This window comes from Streptomyces sp. NPDC088706 (assembly GCF_044752765.1).
In the GTDB taxonomy this organism is placed as follows: Bacteria; Actinomycetota; Actinomycetes; order Streptomycetales; family Streptomycetaceae; genus Streptomyces.
In genome coordinates, this window is record NZ_JBIVLW010000015.1 from 64,982 (window position 1) to 82,689 (window position 17,708).

At 70.6% G+C, this 17,708-nt stretch carries 16 protein-coding genes and 1 pseudogene; 10 read left to right on the plus strand and 7 right to left on the minus strand.

The genetic code is table 11. The features are described 5' to 3' along the window. Nucleotides 1-5 precede the first annotated feature (5 nt). A complete protein-coding gene (locus ACIQAK_RS26740; RefSeq protein ID WP_366387724.1) occupies nt 6-1,028 on the plus strand; it encodes an ABC transporter ATP-binding protein in 1,023 nt (340 codons plus the stop codon). Nucleotides 1,029-1,107: 79 nt separating this feature from the next. Here the strand turns inward: ACIQAK_RS26740 and ACIQAK_RS26745 are convergent, their stop codons facing one another. From ACIQAK_RS26745 to ACIQAK_RS26760, 4 genes are all read right to left on the minus strand, one after another. Continuing rightward, nucleotides 1,108-2,268: a hypothetical protein gene (locus tag ACIQAK_RS26745; RefSeq protein WP_366387725.1), complete on the minus strand. Its 1,161-nt coding sequence runs from the start codon at nt 2,266-2,268 to the stop codon at nt 1,108-1,110. Then, complete coding sequence (locus tag ACIQAK_RS26750) at nt 2,250-2,987, minus strand: ATP-binding cassette domain-containing protein (RefSeq protein ID WP_366387726.1); 738 nt, start codon at nt 2,985-2,987, stop codon at nt 2,250-2,252. Before ACIQAK_RS26750 ends, ACIQAK_RS26745 begins: the two co-directional genes overlap by 19 nt. 217 nt (nt 2,988-3,204) lie before the next feature. Continuing rightward, nucleotides 3,205-4,584, minus strand: a complete 1,380-nt coding sequence (locus ACIQAK_RS26755; protein ID WP_366387727.1) for an aspartate aminotransferase family protein — start codon at nt 4,582-4,584, stop codon at nt 3,205-3,207. Continuing rightward, entirely contained in the window at nt 4,569-5,060 is a 492-nt protein-coding gene (locus tag ACIQAK_RS26760) for an Lrp/AsnC family transcriptional regulator (RefSeq protein WP_030928325.1), read from the minus strand. The genes ACIQAK_RS26755 and ACIQAK_RS26760 overlap by 16 nt, the downstream gene beginning before the upstream one ends. A 176-nt stretch (nt 5,061-5,236) precedes the next feature. Here ACIQAK_RS26760 and ACIQAK_RS26765 point away from each other — a divergent pair, with 176 nt between their 5' ends. From ACIQAK_RS26765 to ACIQAK_RS26775, 3 genes and pseudogenes are all read left to right on the plus strand, one after another. After that, nucleotides 5,237-6,676 carry a gamma-aminobutyraldehyde dehydrogenase gene (locus ACIQAK_RS26765; RefSeq protein ID WP_366387728.1) on the plus strand — a complete coding sequence of 480 codons (1,440 nt, stop codon included), beginning with the start codon at nt 5,237-5,239 and terminating at the stop codon, nt 6,674-6,676. A 175-nt stretch (nt 6,677-6,851) separates the two neighbouring features. Beyond that, nucleotides 6,852-8,015: a spermidine/putrescine ABC transporter substrate-binding protein gene (locus ACIQAK_RS26770; RefSeq protein ID WP_366387729.1), complete on the plus strand. Its 1,164-nt coding sequence runs from the start codon at nt 6,852-6,854 to the stop codon at nt 8,013-8,015. 89 nt (nt 8,016-8,104) lie between these two features. Further along, nucleotides 8,105-8,428, plus strand: a pseudogene (locus tag ACIQAK_RS26775) (hypothetical protein); the annotation flags it as partial. A 1-nt stretch (nt 8,429) separates the two neighbouring features. Here the strand turns inward: ACIQAK_RS26775 and ACIQAK_RS26780 are convergent. Both ACIQAK_RS26780 and ACIQAK_RS26785 read right to left on the minus strand, forming a co-directional pair. Next, entirely contained in the window at nt 8,430-9,128 is a 699-nt protein-coding gene (locus tag ACIQAK_RS26780; protein WP_366387730.1) for a glycerophosphodiester phosphodiesterase, read from the minus strand. Between the two features lie 23 nt (nt 9,129-9,151). Beyond that, nucleotides 9,152-10,186, minus strand: a complete 1,035-nt coding sequence (locus ACIQAK_RS26785; protein ID WP_366387731.1) for an adenosine deaminase — start codon at nt 10,184-10,186, stop codon at nt 9,152-9,154. Between the two features lie 138 nt (nt 10,187-10,324). Here ACIQAK_RS26785 and ACIQAK_RS26790 point away from each other — a divergent pair, with 138 nt between their 5' ends. Continuing rightward, nucleotides 10,325-11,023, plus strand: a complete 699-nt coding sequence (locus ACIQAK_RS26790; protein ID WP_366387732.1) for a DUF4190 domain-containing protein — start codon at nt 10,325-10,327, stop codon at nt 11,021-11,023. Here the strand turns inward: ACIQAK_RS26790 and ACIQAK_RS26795 are convergent. Then, nucleotides 11,020-11,655, minus strand: a complete 636-nt coding sequence (locus ACIQAK_RS26795; RefSeq protein WP_366387733.1) for an NADAR family protein — start codon at nt 11,653-11,655, stop codon at nt 11,020-11,022. The two genes, ACIQAK_RS26790 and ACIQAK_RS26795, sit on opposite strands and share 4 nt — an antisense overlap. A gap of 207 nt (nt 11,656-11,862) precedes the next feature. Here ACIQAK_RS26795 and ACIQAK_RS26800 point away from each other — a divergent pair, with 207 nt between their 5' ends. The 5 genes from ACIQAK_RS26800 to ACIQAK_RS26820 all read left to right on the plus strand — a co-directional run bounded on the left by ACIQAK_RS26800 (nt 11,863) and on the right by ACIQAK_RS26820 (nt 17,689). Next, the gene (locus tag ACIQAK_RS26800) at nt 11,863-13,377 is read left to right on the plus strand and encodes a gamma-aminobutyraldehyde dehydrogenase (RefSeq protein WP_366387734.1); all 1,515 of its coding nucleotides are present in this window, start codon (nt 11,863-11,865) and stop codon (nt 13,375-13,377) included. Between the two features lie 73 nt (nt 13,378-13,450). Further along, a complete protein-coding gene (locus tag ACIQAK_RS26805; protein WP_366387735.1) occupies nt 13,451-14,698 on the plus strand; it encodes a spermidine/putrescine ABC transporter substrate-binding protein in 1,248 nt (415 codons plus the stop codon). 92 nt (nt 14,699-14,790) lie between these two features. Beyond that, a complete protein-coding gene (locus tag ACIQAK_RS26810) occupies nt 14,791-15,948 on the plus strand; it encodes an ABC transporter ATP-binding protein (RefSeq protein ID WP_366387736.1) in 1,158 nt (385 codons plus the stop codon). Then, the gene (locus ACIQAK_RS26815; RefSeq protein ID WP_366387737.1) at nt 15,945-16,886 is read left to right on the plus strand and encodes an ABC transporter permease; all 942 of its coding nucleotides are present in this window, start codon (nt 15,945-15,947) and stop codon (nt 16,884-16,886) included. The genes ACIQAK_RS26810 and ACIQAK_RS26815 overlap by 4 nt, the downstream gene beginning before the upstream one ends. Next, nucleotides 16,886-17,689: an ABC transporter permease gene (locus ACIQAK_RS26820; RefSeq protein ID WP_366387738.1), complete on the plus strand. Its 804-nt coding sequence runs from the start codon at nt 16,886-16,888 to the stop codon at nt 17,687-17,689. Before ACIQAK_RS26815 ends, ACIQAK_RS26820 begins: the two co-directional genes overlap by 1 nt. Nucleotides 17,690-17,708: the final 19 nt, after the last annotated feature.

Sequence of the window (17,708 nt, forward strand, 5' to 3'; positions counted from 1 at the left end):
ACGACATGCTGAGCTTGCAGGCGGCCACCGTACGGTTCGGGCAGCGGGCCGCCCTCGACGCCGTCGACCTGGAGGTCGCCGACCACCGGATCGTCTGCCTGCTCGGCCCCAGCGGCAGCGGGAAGTCCACCCTGCTCCGGGCCGTCGCCGGGCTCCAGCCCATGGACGGCGGCCGGGTGCTGCTGGCCGGCCAGGACCAGGCGGGCGTCCCGGTCCACCGGCGCGGCCTCGGCCTGATGTTCCAGGATCACCAGCTCTTCCCGCACCGCGATGTCGGCGCCAACGTCGCCTTCGGGCTGCGGATGCACGGCACCGGGCGGGCGGAATCCGAGCGCCGGGTCCGTGAACTCATGGAGCTGGTGGGCCTCCCCGGCGCCGAGCGACGTGCGGTCGCCGCCCTCTCCGGCGGGGAGCAGCAGCGCGTCGCCCTGGCCCGCGCTCTCGCCCCACGCCCCAAGCTCCTGATGCTGGACGAGCCGCTCGGCCAGCTCGACCGCAGCCTGCGGGAACGGCTCGTCGTCGAACTGCGCACCCTCTTCCAGGACTTGGGTACGACGGTGCTAGCCGTCACCCACGACCAGGGCGAGGCGTTCGCGCTCGCCGACCGGGTCGTCGTGATGCGGGACGGCAGGATCGCCCAGGAGGGCAGCCCGCTGGACGTCTGGCAGCGCCCCGCCTCCGCGTTCGTCGCCCGCTTCCTCGGCTTCGACAACGTCACCCCCGCCACGGTCACCGGCCGGGCCGCCGCCACCGCCTGGGGCAAGGTGCCGGTGCCCGAGGGCTCCCCGCAGGGCGAGGCCGACCTGCTGGTGCGCCCCGCCGGGGTCCTGATCGGCGCCCCCGAGGACGGGCTGCGCTGCACGGTCGGCGTCCGCACGTTCCGCGGGAACCACGTGACCGTGCGGCTGGCCCCCGGGAACGCGCCGGTGCTGGAGGCCGAGTGCGCCCTGCGGGACACCCCGGACGAGGGCGCGGTGGTGGGCGTCCGCTTCGACGCGGCGGAGACGGTGGTGCTGGCAGGTCCCTAGGCGGTGGCCCGGGGTCCCGGGTGCGGCGGCGGGCCGTCCGTGGGGGACGGGAGGGGCTGCCGCCGTCCCCAGGAGATCTTCAGCGCGCCAGGGGTAGCGCCGCCAGCTCCGCGAACAGCCAGGTCAGCGGGGCGAGCACGACCAGCAGCACGGCGGCCCGCAGAGCGGTCGCGGCGCGCAGCACCGAGGCCGGGGCCCCCATCCGCAGCAGCGCCTGGGCGGTCCGGGCGCGGGCCTGCCTCGCCTCCAGGGCCGAGGTCAGCAGCGTCGCCGCCGTACAGCCGAGGACCAGCACCGCCCCGAGCGCCGTGAGCGGACCGTAGGGGCGCTCGTCGCCCCCGTACAGCGCCGACGCGGTGATCACCGCGGCGAAGACCGCGCAGACGATCCCGAGCGGGCGGCCGATCCGGCGCGCCTCGCTCATCAGGACCCGGCCCGCCAGCAGGCGTACGGCACCGGGCCGCATCGTCTGGAGCGCCCGCCCGCACAGATGGGTCAGCCCCGGTCCGGCCAGCGCCAGGCCGATCGCGGCCAGCGTCCAGCCCGCCAGTACCGCCACCGGTGTCGCGTCGAACCGGCCCGGCAGCGGGAACGCGTGCCCGGCGGCGCCCCGCGACGCATACGCCTCGACCGCCAGGCCCGCGGCCACCAGCGCCACGCCCCAGGGCAGGCCGCCCGGCACGGGCGCGGGCTCGGGCAGCTCCTCGGAGCCGAGGGTGTCCTCGGCCGCGTCGGGCCGCGACCGCAGCGCCAGCGCGCTCGCCGTGGCCGAGACCACCGGTACCAGGGCCAGCAGCATCAGGGCGGCGGCCGGCGGCAGCGGGGTGCCCGCGCCGAGGAACTCCGCCGCGCCACCGTCGAACGGCATCCCGGTCAGATCGCCGCGCAGATGCAGGAAGAACAGCAGCGCCACCATCGAGCCCAGCGTGGTGGAGACGGCGGTGGAGACCGCCGCCAGCACCGAGAGCCGCACCGGGCCCAGGCCCAGCGAGGAGAGGCCGGGACGGGGCCGCGTGCTCGGATCCGTACGGGCCACCGCCACGGCGAACTGCGCGGTGGCGGCCAGCGGGACGAAGCACCAGAGCAGCCGCAGCACCGAACCGGCGGAGGCGGGGTGCGCCGAGGCGTACCCCAGGGCGCACAGGAGGAGGAAACCGACACCGGCGGAGGCGGCGGCGACGAGCAGCCGCCGGACCAGGACGAGGGGGTGCGTACCGCGGGTCAGACGGAGAGCGAGCACGCCGCGCTGCCCTCCCCGTCGGGTACGCCGGGCAGCGCGACGGTGGCGACGCGGCGGCCGTCCAGCAGCGGGACGGTCCGGTCGGCGAGGGCCGCGACCTCGGCGTCGTGCGTGGCCAGGACCATCGTGATGCCGTGCGAGCGGGCCGCGGCGGTCAGGGTGCGCAGCAGCTGGGAGCGCTCGGCCCGGTGCAGGGTCGCGGTGGGCTCGTCGGCGAAGATCACCGCCGGCTGCGCGCACAGGGCCCGGGCGACGGAGACCCGCTGGCGCTCGGCCTGCAGCAGGGCGTGCGGGCGCTTCTTGGCGAGGGCGGCGATGTCGAGGCGCTCCAGCCACTCCGTCGCCGCCTTCTTCGCGGCCCGGTGCGAGGCGCCGCGCAGCAGCAGGGGCAGCGCCGCGTTCTCCCAGCTGGTCAGCTCGGGGACGAGCTCCGGGTCGGCGCCGATCCAGCCGAACCGTTCCCTCCGCAGCTGCTCGCGCACCCGGGGGGCCATCGTGTGCACGGGGACGCTGTTGAACCAGACCTCGCCCTGCTCGGGCACCAGCCGGCCCGACAGGCAGTGCAGCAGGGTCGTCTTGCCGCTGCCGCGCGGGCCGGTGACGGCCAGGATCTCGGCGTCGCGGATGCCCACGGAGACACCGCCGAGACCGGGCGATCCGTTGTGGGAGTGGTGCAGGGAGCGCGCCCAGATCACGTCGTTGTCCGGCGGGGCCACCATGGCGTACACCTCGGTTCGGATGAGTTTTCCCATTCCCCCGTACGGGGGAACGAGGACGCGGCCGATCGGTCACTGGGCACCGTAGATAGTCGGACCGGTGTGTACGCACAGCACGCGGCCCGGAGGCACCCCTTCTCACTCGAAAGGGCGCATCCGGGCCGGGTGGACCGTATGAAATGACCGTCGAATGATGATCATCCGGCGCTCATGGCGGTGGTCAGAGCTTCGTCCACGCCTCCGTCAGCACGGCTCGCAGGATGGACTCGATCTCGTCGAACGTGGACTGGTCCGAGATCAGCGGCGGCGCGAGCTGGACGACCGGGTCGCCGCGGTCGTCGGCGCGGCAGTAGAGGCCGTTGGCGTACAGCGCCTTGGAGAGGAAGCCGTACAGGACGCGCTCGGTCTCCTCGTCGGTGAACGTCTCCTTGGTGGCCTTGTCCTTCACCAGCTCGATGCCGTAGAAGAAGCCGTTGCCGCGGACGTCGCCGACGATCGGCAGGTCGTGCAGCTTCTGCAGCGTGGTGAGGAAGGCGTTCTCGTTGTCCAGGACGTGCTGCGTGAGGTTCTCACGCTCGAAGATGTCCAGGTTGGCGAGGCCGACCGCGGCGGAGACCGGGTGGCCGCCGAAGGTGTAGCCGTGCAGGAAGGTGTTGCCGCCCTGGTAGAACGGCTCGGCGATCTTGTCCGAGACGATGCAGGCACCGATCGGGGAGTAGCCGGAGGTCATGCCCTTCGCGCAGGTGATCATGTCCGGCACATAGCCGAACTTGTCGCAGGCGAAGATCGTGCCGAGGCGGCCGAAGGCGCAGATGACCTCGTCGGAGACGAGCAACACGTCGTACTTGTCGCAGATCTCGCGGACCCGCTGGAAGTAGCCGGGCGGCGGCGGGAAGCAGCCGCCCGCGTTCTGCACGGGCTCCAGGAAGACCGCGGCGACGGTCTCCGGGCCCTCGAACAGGATCTCCTGCTCGATCTGGTCGGCGGCCCAGCGGCCGAAGGCCACCGGGTCGTCGCCGAAGAGCGGGGCGCGGTAGATGTTGGTGTTCGGCACCTTGTGCGCGCCGGGGACCAGCGGCTCGAAGGGGGCCTTCAGGGCCGGCAGTCCGGTGATGGACAGGGCGCCCTGCGGGGTGCCGTGGTAGGCGACCGCACGCGAGATGACCTTGTACTTGGTCGGCTGGCCCTTGAGCTTGAAGTACTGCTTGGCCAGCTTCCAGGCGGTCTCGACGGCCTCGCCGCCGCCGGTGGTGAAGAAGACCTTGTTGAGGTCGCCCGGGGCGTAGTCGGCGAGCCGCTCGGCGAGCTCGACGGCCTTCGGGTGGGCGTAGGACCACACCGGGAAGAAGGCGAGCTCCTGGCCCTGCTTGTACGCCGTCTCGGCGAGCTCGTGACGGCCGTGGCCGGCGTTGACCACGAACAGGCCGGAGAGGCCGTCGAGGTAGCGCTTGCCCTTGTCGTCGAAGATGTAGGTTCCCTCGCCACGCACGATGGTGGGAACGGGTGCGTTCTCGTAGTCCGACATGCGGGTGAAGTGCATCCACAGGTGGTCGTACGCGGTTCGGCTGAGGTCCTTGCTCACGGCTATCGGGTTCCCCACATATAGGTCTGCTTCTTGAGCTTGAGGTAGACAAAGCTCTCGGTGGAGCGCACGCCGGGAATGGCCCGGATGCGTTTGTTGATCGTCTCCAGCAGGTGGTCGTCGTCCTCGCAGACGATCTCCACCATCAGGTCGAAGGAGCCCGCGGTCATCACCACGTACTCGCACTCGGCCATGGCCGACAGGGCCTCGGCCACCGGGTCGAGGTCGCCCTCGACGTTGATGCCGACCATCGCCTGACGCCGGAACCCCACGGTGAGCGGGTCCGTGACGGCGACGATCTGCATCACGCCCTGGTCGAGCAGCTTCTGGACGCGCTGGCGCACAGCCGCTTCGGAGAGGCCGACGGCCTTGCCGATCGCGGCGTACGGACGGCGTCCGTCCTCCTGGAGCTGCTCGATGATTGCGAGGGAGACGGCATCGACCGCTGGGGACGACCCGTTCCCGGTCCTGGAGTCTGCGCTGCGACTGGCCACGCATCCACTCTGCACCGCACTCGTCTGTCTCGCAACCCCAGATCGATGAAATTCGTTGACTAGACCCTCAGAACCGACTGAATCCGAAGCTGGGGCTAGTTGCCTATGTCGAAAGCGGCGCCGGAACGATTAAGGTGGACATCTCACCCATCGGACAGCCGACAGGAGGGGTGGTTATGACCACCGAGGTGCGCCGTCTGCGCAACTACATCAACGGAGAGTTCCGGGACGCCGCGGACGGGCGGACCATCGATGTGGTCAGCCCGGTGACGGAAGAGGTCTACGCGACCTCGCCGCTCTCCGGCCAGGCCGACGTCGACGCCGCCATGGAGGCCGCCGCGGCCGCGTTCCCGGCCTGGCGCGACACGACGCCCGCCGAGCGCCAGAAAGCCCTGCTGAAGATCGCCGACGCCTTCGAGGAGCGGGCGGAGGACCTGATCGCCGCCGAGTCGGAGAACACCGGCAAGCCGCTGGGGCTGACCCGCAGCGAAGAGATCCCGCCGATGGTGGACCAGATCCGCTTCTTCGCGGGGGCCGCCCGGCTCCTGGAGGGCCGCTCGGCCGGCGAGTACATGGAGGGCCTGACCTCCATCGTCCGCCGCGAGCCCGTCGGCGTATGCGCCCAGGTGGCGCCGTGGAACTACCCGATGATGATGGCCGTATGGAAGTTTGCCCCGGCCCTCGCCGCGGGCAACACCGTCGTGATCAAGCCGTCCGACACCACCCCGGCGTCGACCGTGCTGATGGCCGAGATCATGGGCCAGATCCTGCCCAAGGGCGTCTTCAACGTCCTGTGCGGCGACCGGGACACCGGCCGCGCCATGGTCGAGCACCCGATCCCCGCGATGGCCTCCATCACCGGTTCGGTCCGGGCCGGCATCCAGGTCGCCGAGTCCGCCGCCAAGGACGTCAAGCGCGTCCACCTGGAGCTCGGCGGCAAGGCGCCCGTCGTGGTCTTCGACGACGCCGACATCGCCAGGACCGTCTCGGGCGTCTCGGAGGCGGGCTTCTTCAACGCCGGCCAGGACTGTACGGCCGCGACCCGCGTCCTGGTCCACGAGTCCATCCACGACGAGTTCGTCACCGCGCTCGCCAAGGCCGCCGCCGACACGAAGACCGGGCGGCCGGACGACGAGGACGTGGCGTACGGCCCGCTCAACAACGCCAACCAGCTCAAGCAGGTCAGCGGCTTCATCGAGCGGCTGCCCGCCCACGCCAAGGTCGAGGCGGGCGGCCACCGGGTCGGTGACAAGGGCTACTTCTACGCCCCGACCGTCGTCTCCGGCCTCAAGCAGGACGACGAGATCATCCAGAACGAGGTCTTCGGGCCCGTCATCACCGTCCAGTCGTTCACCGACGAGAAGCAGGCCGTCGAATACGCCAACGGCGTGGACTACGCGCTGGCCTCCTCGGTGTGGACGACGAACCACTCCCGCGCCATGCGGATGTCCAAGAACCTCGACTTCGGCTGCGTGTGGATCAACACCCACATCCCGCTGGTCGCGGAGATGCCGCACGGCGGATTCAAGAAGTCCGGCTACGGCAAGGACCTCTCGGCGTACGGCTTCGAGGACTACACGCGCGTCAAGCACGTCATGACGTCCATCGAGGACTGACCGCCGCGCACGTCGCAGGGATACGGCCCCGGGCTCCGCGCCCGGGGCCGTATCTCGTACGCCGGTCCTGTACAGGGTGTGCGGAAGGGGCCCGTCCCGCTGGACGCTTGGTCCATTGCCCGCCCCGGCGGCCGACGGGCATCCTGCGCGGGTGCGAGTGATCCCGAACCACCCCATGTCCCGCCGTTCCCTGCTGCGCGCCCTCGGGGCGGGGGCGGCCGGGGCCGGCCTGGCCGGCTGCGGGGTGCCCGCCGCCTTCGTCGAGCCGGGGGAACGAGCGGGGCGGGACAGCTCCGCGACCGACCACCGCCTCCACTTCGCCAACTGGCCCCTCTACATCGACACCGACGACGAGAACACCTCGAAGCGGCCCACCCTGGACGCCTTCTCGAAGCGGACCGGGATCTCCGTCACGTACACCGAGGAGATCAACGACAACGACGAGTTCTTCGGGAAGATCAGCCCCGCCCTGATGAACCGCCAGCAGACCGGGCGGGACCTGATCGTCATCAGCGACTGGATGGCCGCCCGCTTCGTCCGGCTCGGCTGGGTCCAGGAGATGGACCGGGCCGAGCAGCCCAATGTGGCCAAGTACCTCGACCCGCAACTGCGCGACCCCGCCTTCGACGAGGGGCGGCGCCACAGCGTCCCCTGGCAGTCCGGGATCACCGGCATCGCGTACAACCGCAAGCGGCTCGGCCGCGAGCTCCGGTCCACGGGCGACCTGTGGGCGGACGACCTGCGGGGCAAGGTGACCCTGCTGGCCGGGCTCGACGAGTCGTTCGCCCTGCTGATGCAGGGCGACGGCGTCGACATCACCCGCTGGAGCGCCGACGACTTCCACACCATGTGCGAGCACATCGAGAAGCGGGTCCGCTCCAAGCACATCCGCCGCTTCACCGGCAACGACTACATCAAGGACCTCTCCACCGGCGACGTGCTGGCCTGTCAGGCGTACTCCGGTGACGTCATCCAGCTCCAGGCGGACAACCCGGACATCGAGTTCGTCGTCCCCGAGGAGGGCGCCGAGCTGTGGGCGGAGTCCCTGATGATCCCCAACCTCGCCCGCCACAAGCGCAACGCGGAGCGCCTTGTGGACCACTACTACGATCCCGAGGTCGCCGCCGAACTCGCCGCCTGGGTCAACTACGTCTGCCCGGTGCCCGCCGCCCGTGACGTGCTGGCCTCCTCGAAGGACGAGGAGAGGGCCGCGCTCGCCGAGGATCCGCTGATCTTTCCCGACGACGCGATGCGCGAGCGGCTGGCCATCGCCCGTGACATCACCTCCGAGGAGCGGATGGGCTTCGCCAAGAAATGGAACGCCATCGTCGGGTTGTGAGCCCATGCCGGGGCGGCGAGAAGAGCGCGTAAATGCGGGCGTACGCTGCGGATATGAGCGAGCGACACGCCCTCACGCGGCGTATACGCGAGCGGGACCAGCCCTTCATGCTGTACGGCACCGACTGGCTGGCCTTCGCCCACCTGGTCATCGCGGTCGCCTTCTACGGGCCCTACCGCGATCCGGTCCGCAACATCTGGGTCGTCGAGTTCGGCATGATCGCCTGCGCCGGGATCATCCCGCTCGCCCTGATCTGCGGGCCGATCCGGGGCATCCCGTTCTGGTGGAGCGTGATCGACATGTCCTTCGGGGTCTTCGGTGTCATCCCGCTGCTGATCGTCCGCCGCATGATCAAGCGGCTGGAGGTGCTGGAGCGGGCGGCCGCCCCGGCACCCCTTCCGGTTGCCGCCTGAGTCACGCCTTGCCGGTACGCAGCGTGTGCAGCGTGTCGATCCGGTTGGTGGTGATCGAGTCGACGCCCCGCTCGATCAGCCGGCGCATCGTGCGCTTGGTGTCGGCCGTCCAGGCGGAGACGAGGAACCCGTCCCGGTGCGCCCGGTCGGCCAGTTCGCGGCTGACGAGGCCGAAGCGGTAGTTCAGCCAGCGGGGCTTCACCGCCGCCAGCAGGACCGGGCGCGGCGGGGCGAGCGTGTTCCAGGTCAGCGCGATCTCGGCGGCCGGGTCCGCGGCGCGCACCCGCAGCATCGCGTCCGCGCCGGCGCAGTAGTACGCCCGGTCACCCGCCCCGCACTCCAGGACCGTGGCGACGATCGTCTTCACCGACGCGTCCGTGGAGCCGGGCAGGTCCACCATCACCCGGCGCCCTCCGGCGGCGTCCAGCGCCTCGCGCAGGGTCGGCACTCCGCCGCCGGTCAGCTCCTGCACCTCCCGGTGGTTCAGCCGGTCCAGGCGCAGGTCGTGGCCCCACAGCCGCTCCAGCGTGGTGTCGTGGAGCAGGACGGGCACCACGTCGCGGGTCACCCGCACATCGATCTCGACCGCGTCCGCCCCCCGGTCGAGGGCGGAGCGGATCGAGGGCAGCGTGTTCTCGCGGGCCCGGTACGGGTCGCCGCGATGCGCCACGGCGGTGAAGGGGGTGGTGGTGTCGGCCATGGGGCCATTGTGACGAGGCGGGGTCAGCGGGCGGGGCCCCGGAGCCAGTTCGCCGTGTACGTGTCGATCTCCTCGGCCAGTCGGCGCTTGCCGGCCGGGTCGTGGAACGAGGCCTCCACCGCGTTCTTCGCCAGGCCGGCGATCCCCTGTTCGTCCAGCTCCAGCAGCCGGGCGGCGACCGCGTACTCGTTGTTCAGATCGGTGCCGAACATGGGCGGGTCGTCGCTGTTCACGGTGACCAGGACCCCGGCCCGCACCATCTCCCGGATCGGGTGGAGCTCGATGTCGGTGACCGCGCGGGTGGCGATGTTGGACGTCGGGCAGACCTCCAGGGCGATACGGTGCTCGGCGAGGTGCTCCAGCAGCTTCGGGTCCTGCACGGAGCTGGTGCCGTGGCCGATGCGCTCGGCCCGCAGCGCGGTGAGCGCGTCCCAGATCGTCTGCGGTCCCGTGGTCTCCCCGGCGTGCGGCACCGAGTGGAGCCCTTCGGCGATGGCCCGGTCGAAGTAGGGCTTGAACTGCGGGCGCTCCACCCCGATCTCCGGTCCACCGAGGCCGAAGGAGACAAGCCCCTCCGGCCGCCGTTCCACCGCGAGCCGGGCCGTCTCCTCGGCGGCCTCGAGTCCGGCCTCGCCCGGTATGTCGAAGCACCAGCGCAGGATGACGCCCAGCTCCGACTCGGCGGACTTGCGGGCGTCCTCGATCGCCTCCATGAAGGCCACCTCCGGGATCCCGCGCCGGGTCGAGCTGAACGGGGTCACCGTCAGCTCCGCGTACCGGATGTTCTGCCGGGCCATGTCCCGGGCCACCTCGAAGGTGAGCAGCCGGACGTCCTCGGGGGTGCGGATCAGGTCCACCACCGAGAGGTAGACCTCGATGAAGTGCGCGAAGTCGGTGAAGGTGAAGTAGTCGGCCAGTGCCTCCGGGTCGGTGGGGACCTTGGAGTCCGGGTGCCGGGCGGCCAGTTCGGCGACGATCCGCGGCGAGGCGGACCCGACATGGTGGACATGGAGCTCGGCCTTGGGCAGCCCGGCGATGAAGGGGTGCGGATCGGTCATGTGTCTCTCTCCCACAATTCGGCGTGTGCATCGGCGAAGCCCGCGAGGGCGTCCGGCCGGCTGCACCGATCATCCTAGGCGGGGTGAGACGGCGGGGAGCCGGGCCGTAGCATGACGGGACCACGATGGGGGAGGCCCATGTCAGACAACACAGAGCAGCCCGGGGGCGGGGCCGCGCCGCGCGATCCATGGGCACCGCCGGACAGCAGGGTGGAGTTGGGCAAGCAGGACGCCGCCACTCCGCCGCCGCCCGCCGTCCACGACCAGCAGACCATGACGTCGATGCCGAGCGCGGGCCCGGCCCCGGACTCCACCGGACCGATACCGTCGGGCGGCGGCTTCGGCCCTCCGCCCTCGGCCGTACCGCCGCCGCCGGTCGGCCCGGGCGGCCCCGGCCACCAGGCACCGCCGCCCCCGACCGCCGGCCACTACGGCTACCCGGCCCCGCCGGCGCAGCCGTACGGCGGCTATCCCGGGTACGACGCCTACGGCGGCCAGCAGGCCTGGGGGCCCCAGCCCTCGAACGGCCTCGGCACGGCCGCGCTGGTGCTCGGCATCATCTCGGTGGTCGGCTTCTGCCTGTACGGGGTGAACATCGTCCTCGGCATCCTCGCGCTGATCTTCGGCATCATCGGCCTCGGCCGGGCCAAGCGCGGCGAGGCGACCAACCGGGGCATGGCGATCGCCGGGATCATCACGGGCTCGGTCGGCATCCTGCTCGGTTCCGTGCTCCTGGGCTTCATCATCTGGGCCGTCGCCAACGGTGACTCGAGCTTCGAGGAGACCTACGACGACGACCCGTTCGCCACGTCGCTGGTCATCGAGGGCCGGGGCTAGCCACCGGCGCGTACGGCATCCGCCGCCGGGCCCGGCAGGGAGGCTCTCCCCGCCGGACCGGGCGGCGCTGTCGTACCCGCCGTCCGAACGGCCCGCAGCCGCGCCCGCGCCTCCATCAGCGCGAACCCCAGCAGATTCAGCCCCTGCCACTCCCGCGGCCGCTCCACCCGCTCGTCGTCCGCGGCCAGCCCGATGCCCCAGATCCGGTCCAGCGGGGATGCCTCCACCAGCACCCGGTCGCCGGTGCCCAGCAGGTAGCCGGCCAGCTCAGGGCTCTGCCCGAACTTGTGCGTGCTGCCTTCCACGACCAGGGCGAACCGCTCGCGTATCCACACGTCCTCGTCGAAGCCGCGCACCAGCCGCCCCGCCTTCTTCGCCGTGGCCGGGCTGCTCGCCGCGACGGCCGCCCGCTCCGCCTCCGGATCACCGAAGAGGCGCGCCTTGCCGGCCATCATCCAGTGCTCCGCGCTCGCGTACGTGACGCCCTCCACCGTGAACGGCGACGGCCACCACTGGCTGAGGCAGCTCGGTCCCAGCCGCCCGTCCGGGCGCGGGCGGTGTCCCCAGAACGGCAGATACTTCACCCGCCTGCCCCGCGCCACGTCCGTCAGAAGCTCATCGATCGGTCCCATGGCATGTGAGTGTGGCATCCGCCACTGACACTCCGTACGGGGATTTCCGCATCGACACGACACATGGTCGACAGATTCCGTCGCGTAACCAAAAGGCAACAACGGAATCACTTGTTGGGCCTGGACCCCTCTGTCAGGATCGGCACTCAATTCACGAAGAGGCTACGCCGACCCCGCCCAGCGGGTACAGCGGCGGAGGAGAGCGTCATGAGCAACGGCTTCCAAGTTCAGGACCGCTTCGCGGAAGGTGCGCAGTACATCGGCGGCAAGCTGCTCCCGGGCACGTCCGGCCGCCACCACGACGTGGTGAACCCCGCGACCGGCGAGAGCGTCCTGCGGTACGAGCTGGCGGGCACCGACGACGTGGACGCGGCGGTCGCCGCCGCCCGGGCCGCCTTCCCCGGCTGGTCCGGCGCCACCCCCGGTGAGCGCTCCGAGGTCCTGCACCGGTTCGCCGCGGTCCTCGCCGAGCAGGCCGACGACTTCGCGTACGCCGAGTCCCTCCAGTGCGGCAAGCCGGTCAAGCTCTCCACCGAGTTCGACGTCCCCGGCACCGTCGACAACGCCGCGTTCTTCGCCGGCGCGGCCCGCCACCTGGAGGGCAAGGCCGCCGCCGAGTACGACGGCGACCACACCTCCTACGTACGGCGTGAGGCGATCGGTGTCGTCGGCTCCATCGCCCCCTGGAACTACCCCCTCCAGATGGCCGCCTGGAAGGTCCTCCCGGCCGTCGCCGCGGGCAACACCATCGTCCTCAAGCCCGCCGAGCTCACCCCCCTGACCTCGCTGATGTTCGCCCAGGCCGCCACCGAGGCCGGCATCCCCGACGGCGTCATCAACATCGTCACCGGCGCGGGCAAGGACGCGGGCGAACACCTCGTCGGCCACCCCGACGTCGTGATGACCTCCTTCACCGGCTCCACCGCCGTCGGCAAGCGGGTCGCGGAGATCGCCACCGCCACCGTCAAGCGCCTCCACCTGGAGCTCGGCGGCAAGGCCCCCTTCGTGGTCTTCGACGACGCCGACCTGGAGGCCGCCGTCCACGGCGCGGTCGCCGGCTCCCTGATCAACACCGGCCAGGACTGCACCGCGGCCACCCGCGCCTACGTGCAGCGCCCCCTCTACGACGCCTTCGTCCGGGACGTCGCCGCCCTCATGGAGACCGTCCGCCTCGGCTCACCCTTCGACGCGGCCACCGACCTCGGCCCCCTCATCAGCCACGCCCAGCGCGACCGCGTCGCCGCCTTCGTCGAGCGGGCCCGCGGCTACGCCCAGGTCGTCACCGGCGGCGAGGCCCCCGGCGGGGACCTCGCGGACGGGGCGTACTACCGGCCGACCCTCATCGCCGGCGCCGCCCAGGACAGCGAGATCGTCCAGTCGGAGATCTTCGGCCCGGTCCTGGTCGTCCTGCCCTTCGACACCGACGACGAAGGCATCGCGCTGGCCAACGACACCCCCTACGGACTGGCCGCCTCCGCCTGGACCCGCGACCTGTACCGCGCGAACCGCGCCACCCGCGAGATCCAGGCGGGCTGTGTGTGGGTGAACGACCACATCCCGATCCTCTCCGAGATGCCGCACGGCGGATACAAGGCCAGCGGCTTCGGCAAGGACATGTCGGCGTACTCCTTCGAGGAGTACACGCAGGTCAAGCACGTCATGTACGACAACACCGCGGCCGCCCGCAAGGACTGGCACCGCACGATCTTCGGGGACCGATAGCAGCTGCCGCGCGATCGGGGCCCGTCCACGACGACAGGCCCCGGCGGCCTCCCACCCGAAAGGGCAAACGCGTATGGAAAGTTACGAGCCCGAGCGCCTCTCGTCCGCCCAGCTGGCGGCCATGAAGCGTTCCCTGACCGGCGGCCGGGGCGCCCTCACCCGCCGCTCCCTGCTGCGCGCCTCCGGCATGGGCGCCCTCGCACTGGGCGGGATAGCCACCCTCGGCGCCTGCGGCATCCCGCCCGCCGGACGCGCCGAGGGAGCAGCCGCCGCCGACGACCACTCGGCCAAGGAGAAGGAACTCACCTTCTCCAACTGGACCGAGTACATGGACGTCAGCGACGACGAGAAGAGCCGGCCCACCCTTGAGGCGTTCACCAAGCGCACCGGGATCCGGGTCAGGTACACCGAGGACATCAACGACAACGTCGAGTTCTTCGGGAAGATCAAACCGCAGCTCGCCGCCGGCCAGAACACCGGGCGCGACCTCATCTGCGTCACCGACTGGCTGGCCGCCCGCATCATCCGGCTCGGCTGGGCGCAGAAGCTCGACCCCTCGAACCTCCCGCACGCCTTCGCCAATGTCTCCGCCCAGTTCCGCACCCCCGACTGGGACCCCGGCCGCGCCTACTCCTACCCCTGGACCGGCATCCCCACGGTCATCGCGTACAACGCGAAGGCGACCGGCGGCCGGAAGGTCGACTCGGTCACCCAGCTCCTCGACGACCCGAAGCTCAAGGGCCGGGTCTCCTTCCTCTCCGAGATGCGCGACACCATCGGCATGACCCTGCTCGACCAGGGCAAGGACCCGGGGAAGTTCACCGACGCCGACTTCGACGGCGCGATCGGCCGGCTCCAGAAGGCCGTCGACAGGAAGCAGATCCGCCGCTTCACCGGCAACGACTACACCGCCGACCTCAGCAAGGGCGACATCGCCGCCTGCGTCGGCTGGGCCGGGGACATCATCCAGCTCCAGGCCGACAACCCGGACATCGAGTTCGCCATCCCGACGGCCGGTTACATCACCTCCAGCGACAACCTCCTGGTCCCCGCCCAGGCCCGGCACAAGACCAACGCCGAGAAACTCATCGACTACTACTACGAGCCGCCGGTCGCCGCCCAGCTCGCCGCGTACATCAACTACGTCTGCCCGGTCGACGGCGTACGCGGTGAACTCGCCAAGATCGACGAGTCGATGGCCGCCAACACCCTGATCCTCCCCGACCGGGAGATGGCGGCGAAGTCCCGCTCCTTCCGCTCCCTGAGCACGGAGGAGGAGACGGCGTACGAGGAGAAGTTCGCCAAGCTCATCGGCGCCTGACCGGACCCGGTCACCGGCCCCGCAGCGGGCGGGCCCCAGCCAGGTCACCCCCTCCGTCCGAACTCCCCCCGAACACACTGGGACTGCGACCCATGACACAGCAGCAGCAGCAGACCGCGGGCGGCGATGTCCGCCTCGCCGGGATCAGCAAGACCTACGGCTCCTTCACCGCCGTACAGCCGCTCGACCTGACCGTCCCCCAGGGCTCGTTCTTCGCCCTGCTCGGCGCATCCGGCTGCGGAAAGACCACCACCCTGCGAATGATCGCGGGCCTGGAGGAGGCCACCACCGGCACGGTCCTCCTCGGCGAGAAGGACATCACCGACCTGCCCCCGTACAAGCGGCCCGTCAACACCGTCTTCCAGAGCTACGCGCTCTTCCCGCACCTGGACATCACCGAGAACGTCGCCTTCGGACTGCGCCGGCGCGGCATCAAGTCGGTGAAGAAGCAGGTCGACGACATGCTGGAGCTGGTCCAGCTCGGCGACTTCGCCCGCCGCAAGCCGCACCAGCTCTCCGGTGGCCAGCAGCAGCGCGTCGCCGTCGCCCGCGCGCTCATCAACCACCCGCAGGTCCTGCTGCTGGACGAACCGCTCGGCGCCCTCGACCTCAAGCTCCGCCGCCAGATGCAGCTGGAGCTCAAGCGGATCCAGACCGAGGTCGGCATCACCTTCGTGCACGTCACCCACGACCAGGAGGAGGCCATGACCATGGCCGACACCGTCGCGGTGATGAACGGGGGCCGCGTCGAGCAGCTCGGCGCCCCCGCCGACCTCTACGAGAACCCGCGCACCACCTTCGTCGCCAACTTCCTCGGCACCTCCAACCTCATCGAGGGCGAGATCGTCTCCTGCGGCAGCGACCTCGTCGTGGCCGCGGGCGGTGGGAAGCTCACCCTGCCCCGCGAGCGATGTTCGGCCCCCACCACGAGCGGCGGCCGGCTCCTCCTCGGCATCCGGCCCGAGAAGATATCCCTGGCCCACGCGGGCGACACGGGCGACATCGCCGCAGGCCGTAACCGGGTCACCGGCCGCATCACCGACTCCAGCTTCATCGGCGTCTCCACCCAGTACGTGGTCGAGAGCCCGGCCGGGACCGCCCTCCAGGTCTACGAGCAGAACATCGAGCGCGACTCCCGGCTCACCCCCGGCGCCGAGGTCGTCCTGCACTGGAACCCCGCCCACACCTTCGGCCTCGACGCCGCCCAGGACATCGACGCGGGCGCCACCAGCGTGGAGGACGCGGAGTGAGCCTCACCGAAGCGCCGCCCGCGCCCCCCGCACAGCCCGAGGAGCCCCGGAAGCTCGCGCTCCGCAAGCCCTCCACCCGCAAACGGCTCGTCCCGTACTGGCTGCTGCTCCCCGGCATCCTCTGGCTGGTCGTCTTCTTCGCCCTGCCGCTCGTCTACCAGGCATCCACCTCGGTACAGACCGGCTCCCTGGAGCAGGGCTTCGAGGTGACCTGGCACTTCCAGACGTACGTGGACGCGCTGCGCGACTACTACCCGCAGTTCATCCGGTCCCTGCTGTACGCGGGCACCGCCACGATCCTGTGCCTGCTGCTCGGCTACCCCCTCGCCTACCTCATCGCCTTCAAGGCGGGCCGCTGGCGCAACCTGGTGCTGGTGCTGGTCATCGCCCCGTTCTTCACCAGTTTCCTCATCCGTACGCTGGCGTGGAAGACGATCCTCGCCGACGGCGGCGCGGTCGTGGACCTGCTCGACACCCTGCACGTCCTGGACGTCACCAGCTGGCTCGGCTGGACCGAGTCCAACCGGGTCCTGGCCACCCCGATGGCGGTCGTCTGCGGTCTGACGTACAACTTCCTGCCGTTCATGATCCTGCCGCTGTACACCTCGCTGGAGCGGATCGACGGCCGACTGCACGAGGCGGCGGGCGACCTCTACGCCACCCCCGCCACCACCTTCCGCAAGGTGACGTTCCCGCTCTCCATGCCCGGCGTCGTCTCCGGCACCCTGCTGACCTTCATCCCGGCCAGCGGCGACTACGTCAACGCGGAGCTGCTGGGCTCCACCGACACCAAGATGGTCGGCAGCGTCATCCAGAGCCAGTTCCTGCGGGTCCTGGACTATCCGACGGCCGCCGCCCTCTCGTTCATCCTCATGGCGATCGTCCTGCTGATGGTCACCTTCTACATCCGCCGCTCCGGGACGGAGGACCTGGTCTGATGCCCGTACTGCGCTGGATACGCCGGAACCTGATCGTCATCGCGGGTCTGCTGACCCTCGCGTACATGATCCTGCCGAACATCGTCGTGATGGTGTTCTCGTTCAACAAGCCCAACGGCCGCTTCAACTACGCCTGGCAGCGGTTCTCGCTGGACGCCTGGAAGGACCCCTGCGGGGTCGCCGACCTCTGCGGCTCGCTCTCGCTCTCCCTCCAGATCGCCTTCTGGGCGACGCTGGGGGCCACCGCGCTCGGCACGGCGATCGCCTTCGCACTGGTCCGCTACCGCTTCCGGGCGCGCGGCGCGATCAGCTCGCTGATCTTCCTGCCGATGGCGATGCCCGAGGTGGTCATGGCCGCCTCCCTGCTCACGCTCTTCCTGAACATGGGCGCCCAGCTCGGCTTCTGGACCGTGCTCATCGCCCACATCATGTTCTGCCTCAGCTTCGTGGTGACGGCCGTCAAGGCGCGCGTGATGTCGATGGACCCGAGACTGGAGGAAGCCGCCCGCGACCTCTACGCGGGCCCCGTGCAGACCTTCGTACGGGTGACCCTACCCATCGCCGCCCCGGGAATCGCGGCGGGAGCGCTGCTCGCCTTCGCGCTCTCGTTCGACGATTTCATCATCACGAATTTCAACGCGGGCTCCACCGTCACCTTCCCCATGTTCGTCTGGGGTTCGGCACAGCGCGGCACACCCGTACAGATCAACGTCATCGGTACCGCCATGTTCATCATTGCGGTAACGGTGGTTCTCGCCGGACAGGTCATAGCGAGCCGGCGGAAGAACAACGCTCGACCCTGAAATTCCTGAAGGAGTTGGA

What these genes read in the sequence shown, in the direction of transcription:
- ACIQAK_RS26765 (WP_366387728.1), top strand. Translation starts at nt 5,237, where the DNA reads ATGACCACCGAGGTGCGCCGTCTGCGCAACTACATCAACGGAGAGTTC.
- ACIQAK_RS26790 (WP_366387732.1), top strand. Translation starts at nt 10,325, where the DNA reads ATGTCAGACAACACAGAGCAGCCCGGGGGCGGGGCCGCGCCGCGCGAT.
- ACIQAK_RS26805 (WP_366387735.1), top strand. Translation starts at nt 13,451, where the DNA reads ATGGAAAGTTACGAGCCCGAGCGCCTCTCGTCCGCCCAGCTGGCGGCC.
- ACIQAK_RS26785 (WP_366387731.1), bottom strand. Translation starts at nt 10,186, where the DNA reads ATGACCGATCCGCACCCCTTCATCGCCGGGCTGCCCAAGGCCGAGCTC.
- ACIQAK_RS26810 (WP_366387736.1), top strand. Translation starts at nt 14,791, where the DNA reads ATGACACAGCAGCAGCAGCAGACCGCGGGCGGCGATGTCCGCCTCGCC.
- ACIQAK_RS26750 (WP_366387726.1), bottom strand. Translation starts at nt 2,987, where the DNA reads ATGGTGGCCCCGCCGGACAACGACGTGATCTGGGCGCGCTCCCTGCAC.
- ACIQAK_RS26780 (WP_366387730.1), bottom strand. Translation starts at nt 9,128, where the DNA reads ATGGCCGACACCACCACCCCCTTCACCGCCGTGGCGCATCGCGGCGAC.
- ACIQAK_RS26820 (WP_366387738.1), top strand. Translation starts at nt 16,886, where the DNA reads ATGCCCGTACTGCGCTGGATACGCCGGAACCTGATCGTCATCGCGGGT.
- ACIQAK_RS26740 (WP_366387724.1), top strand. Translation starts at nt 6, where the DNA reads ATGCTGAGCTTGCAGGCGGCCACCGTACGGTTCGGGCAGCGGGCCGCC.
- ACIQAK_RS26795 (WP_366387733.1), bottom strand. Translation starts at nt 11,655, where the DNA reads ATGGGACCGATCGATGAGCTTCTGACGGACGTGGCGCGGGGCAGGCGG.
- ACIQAK_RS26800 (WP_366387734.1), top strand. Translation starts at nt 11,863, where the DNA reads ATGAGCAACGGCTTCCAAGTTCAGGACCGCTTCGCGGAAGGTGCGCAG.
- ACIQAK_RS26770 (WP_366387729.1), top strand. Translation starts at nt 6,852, where the DNA reads ATGTCCCGCCGTTCCCTGCTGCGCGCCCTCGGGGCGGGGGCGGCCGGG.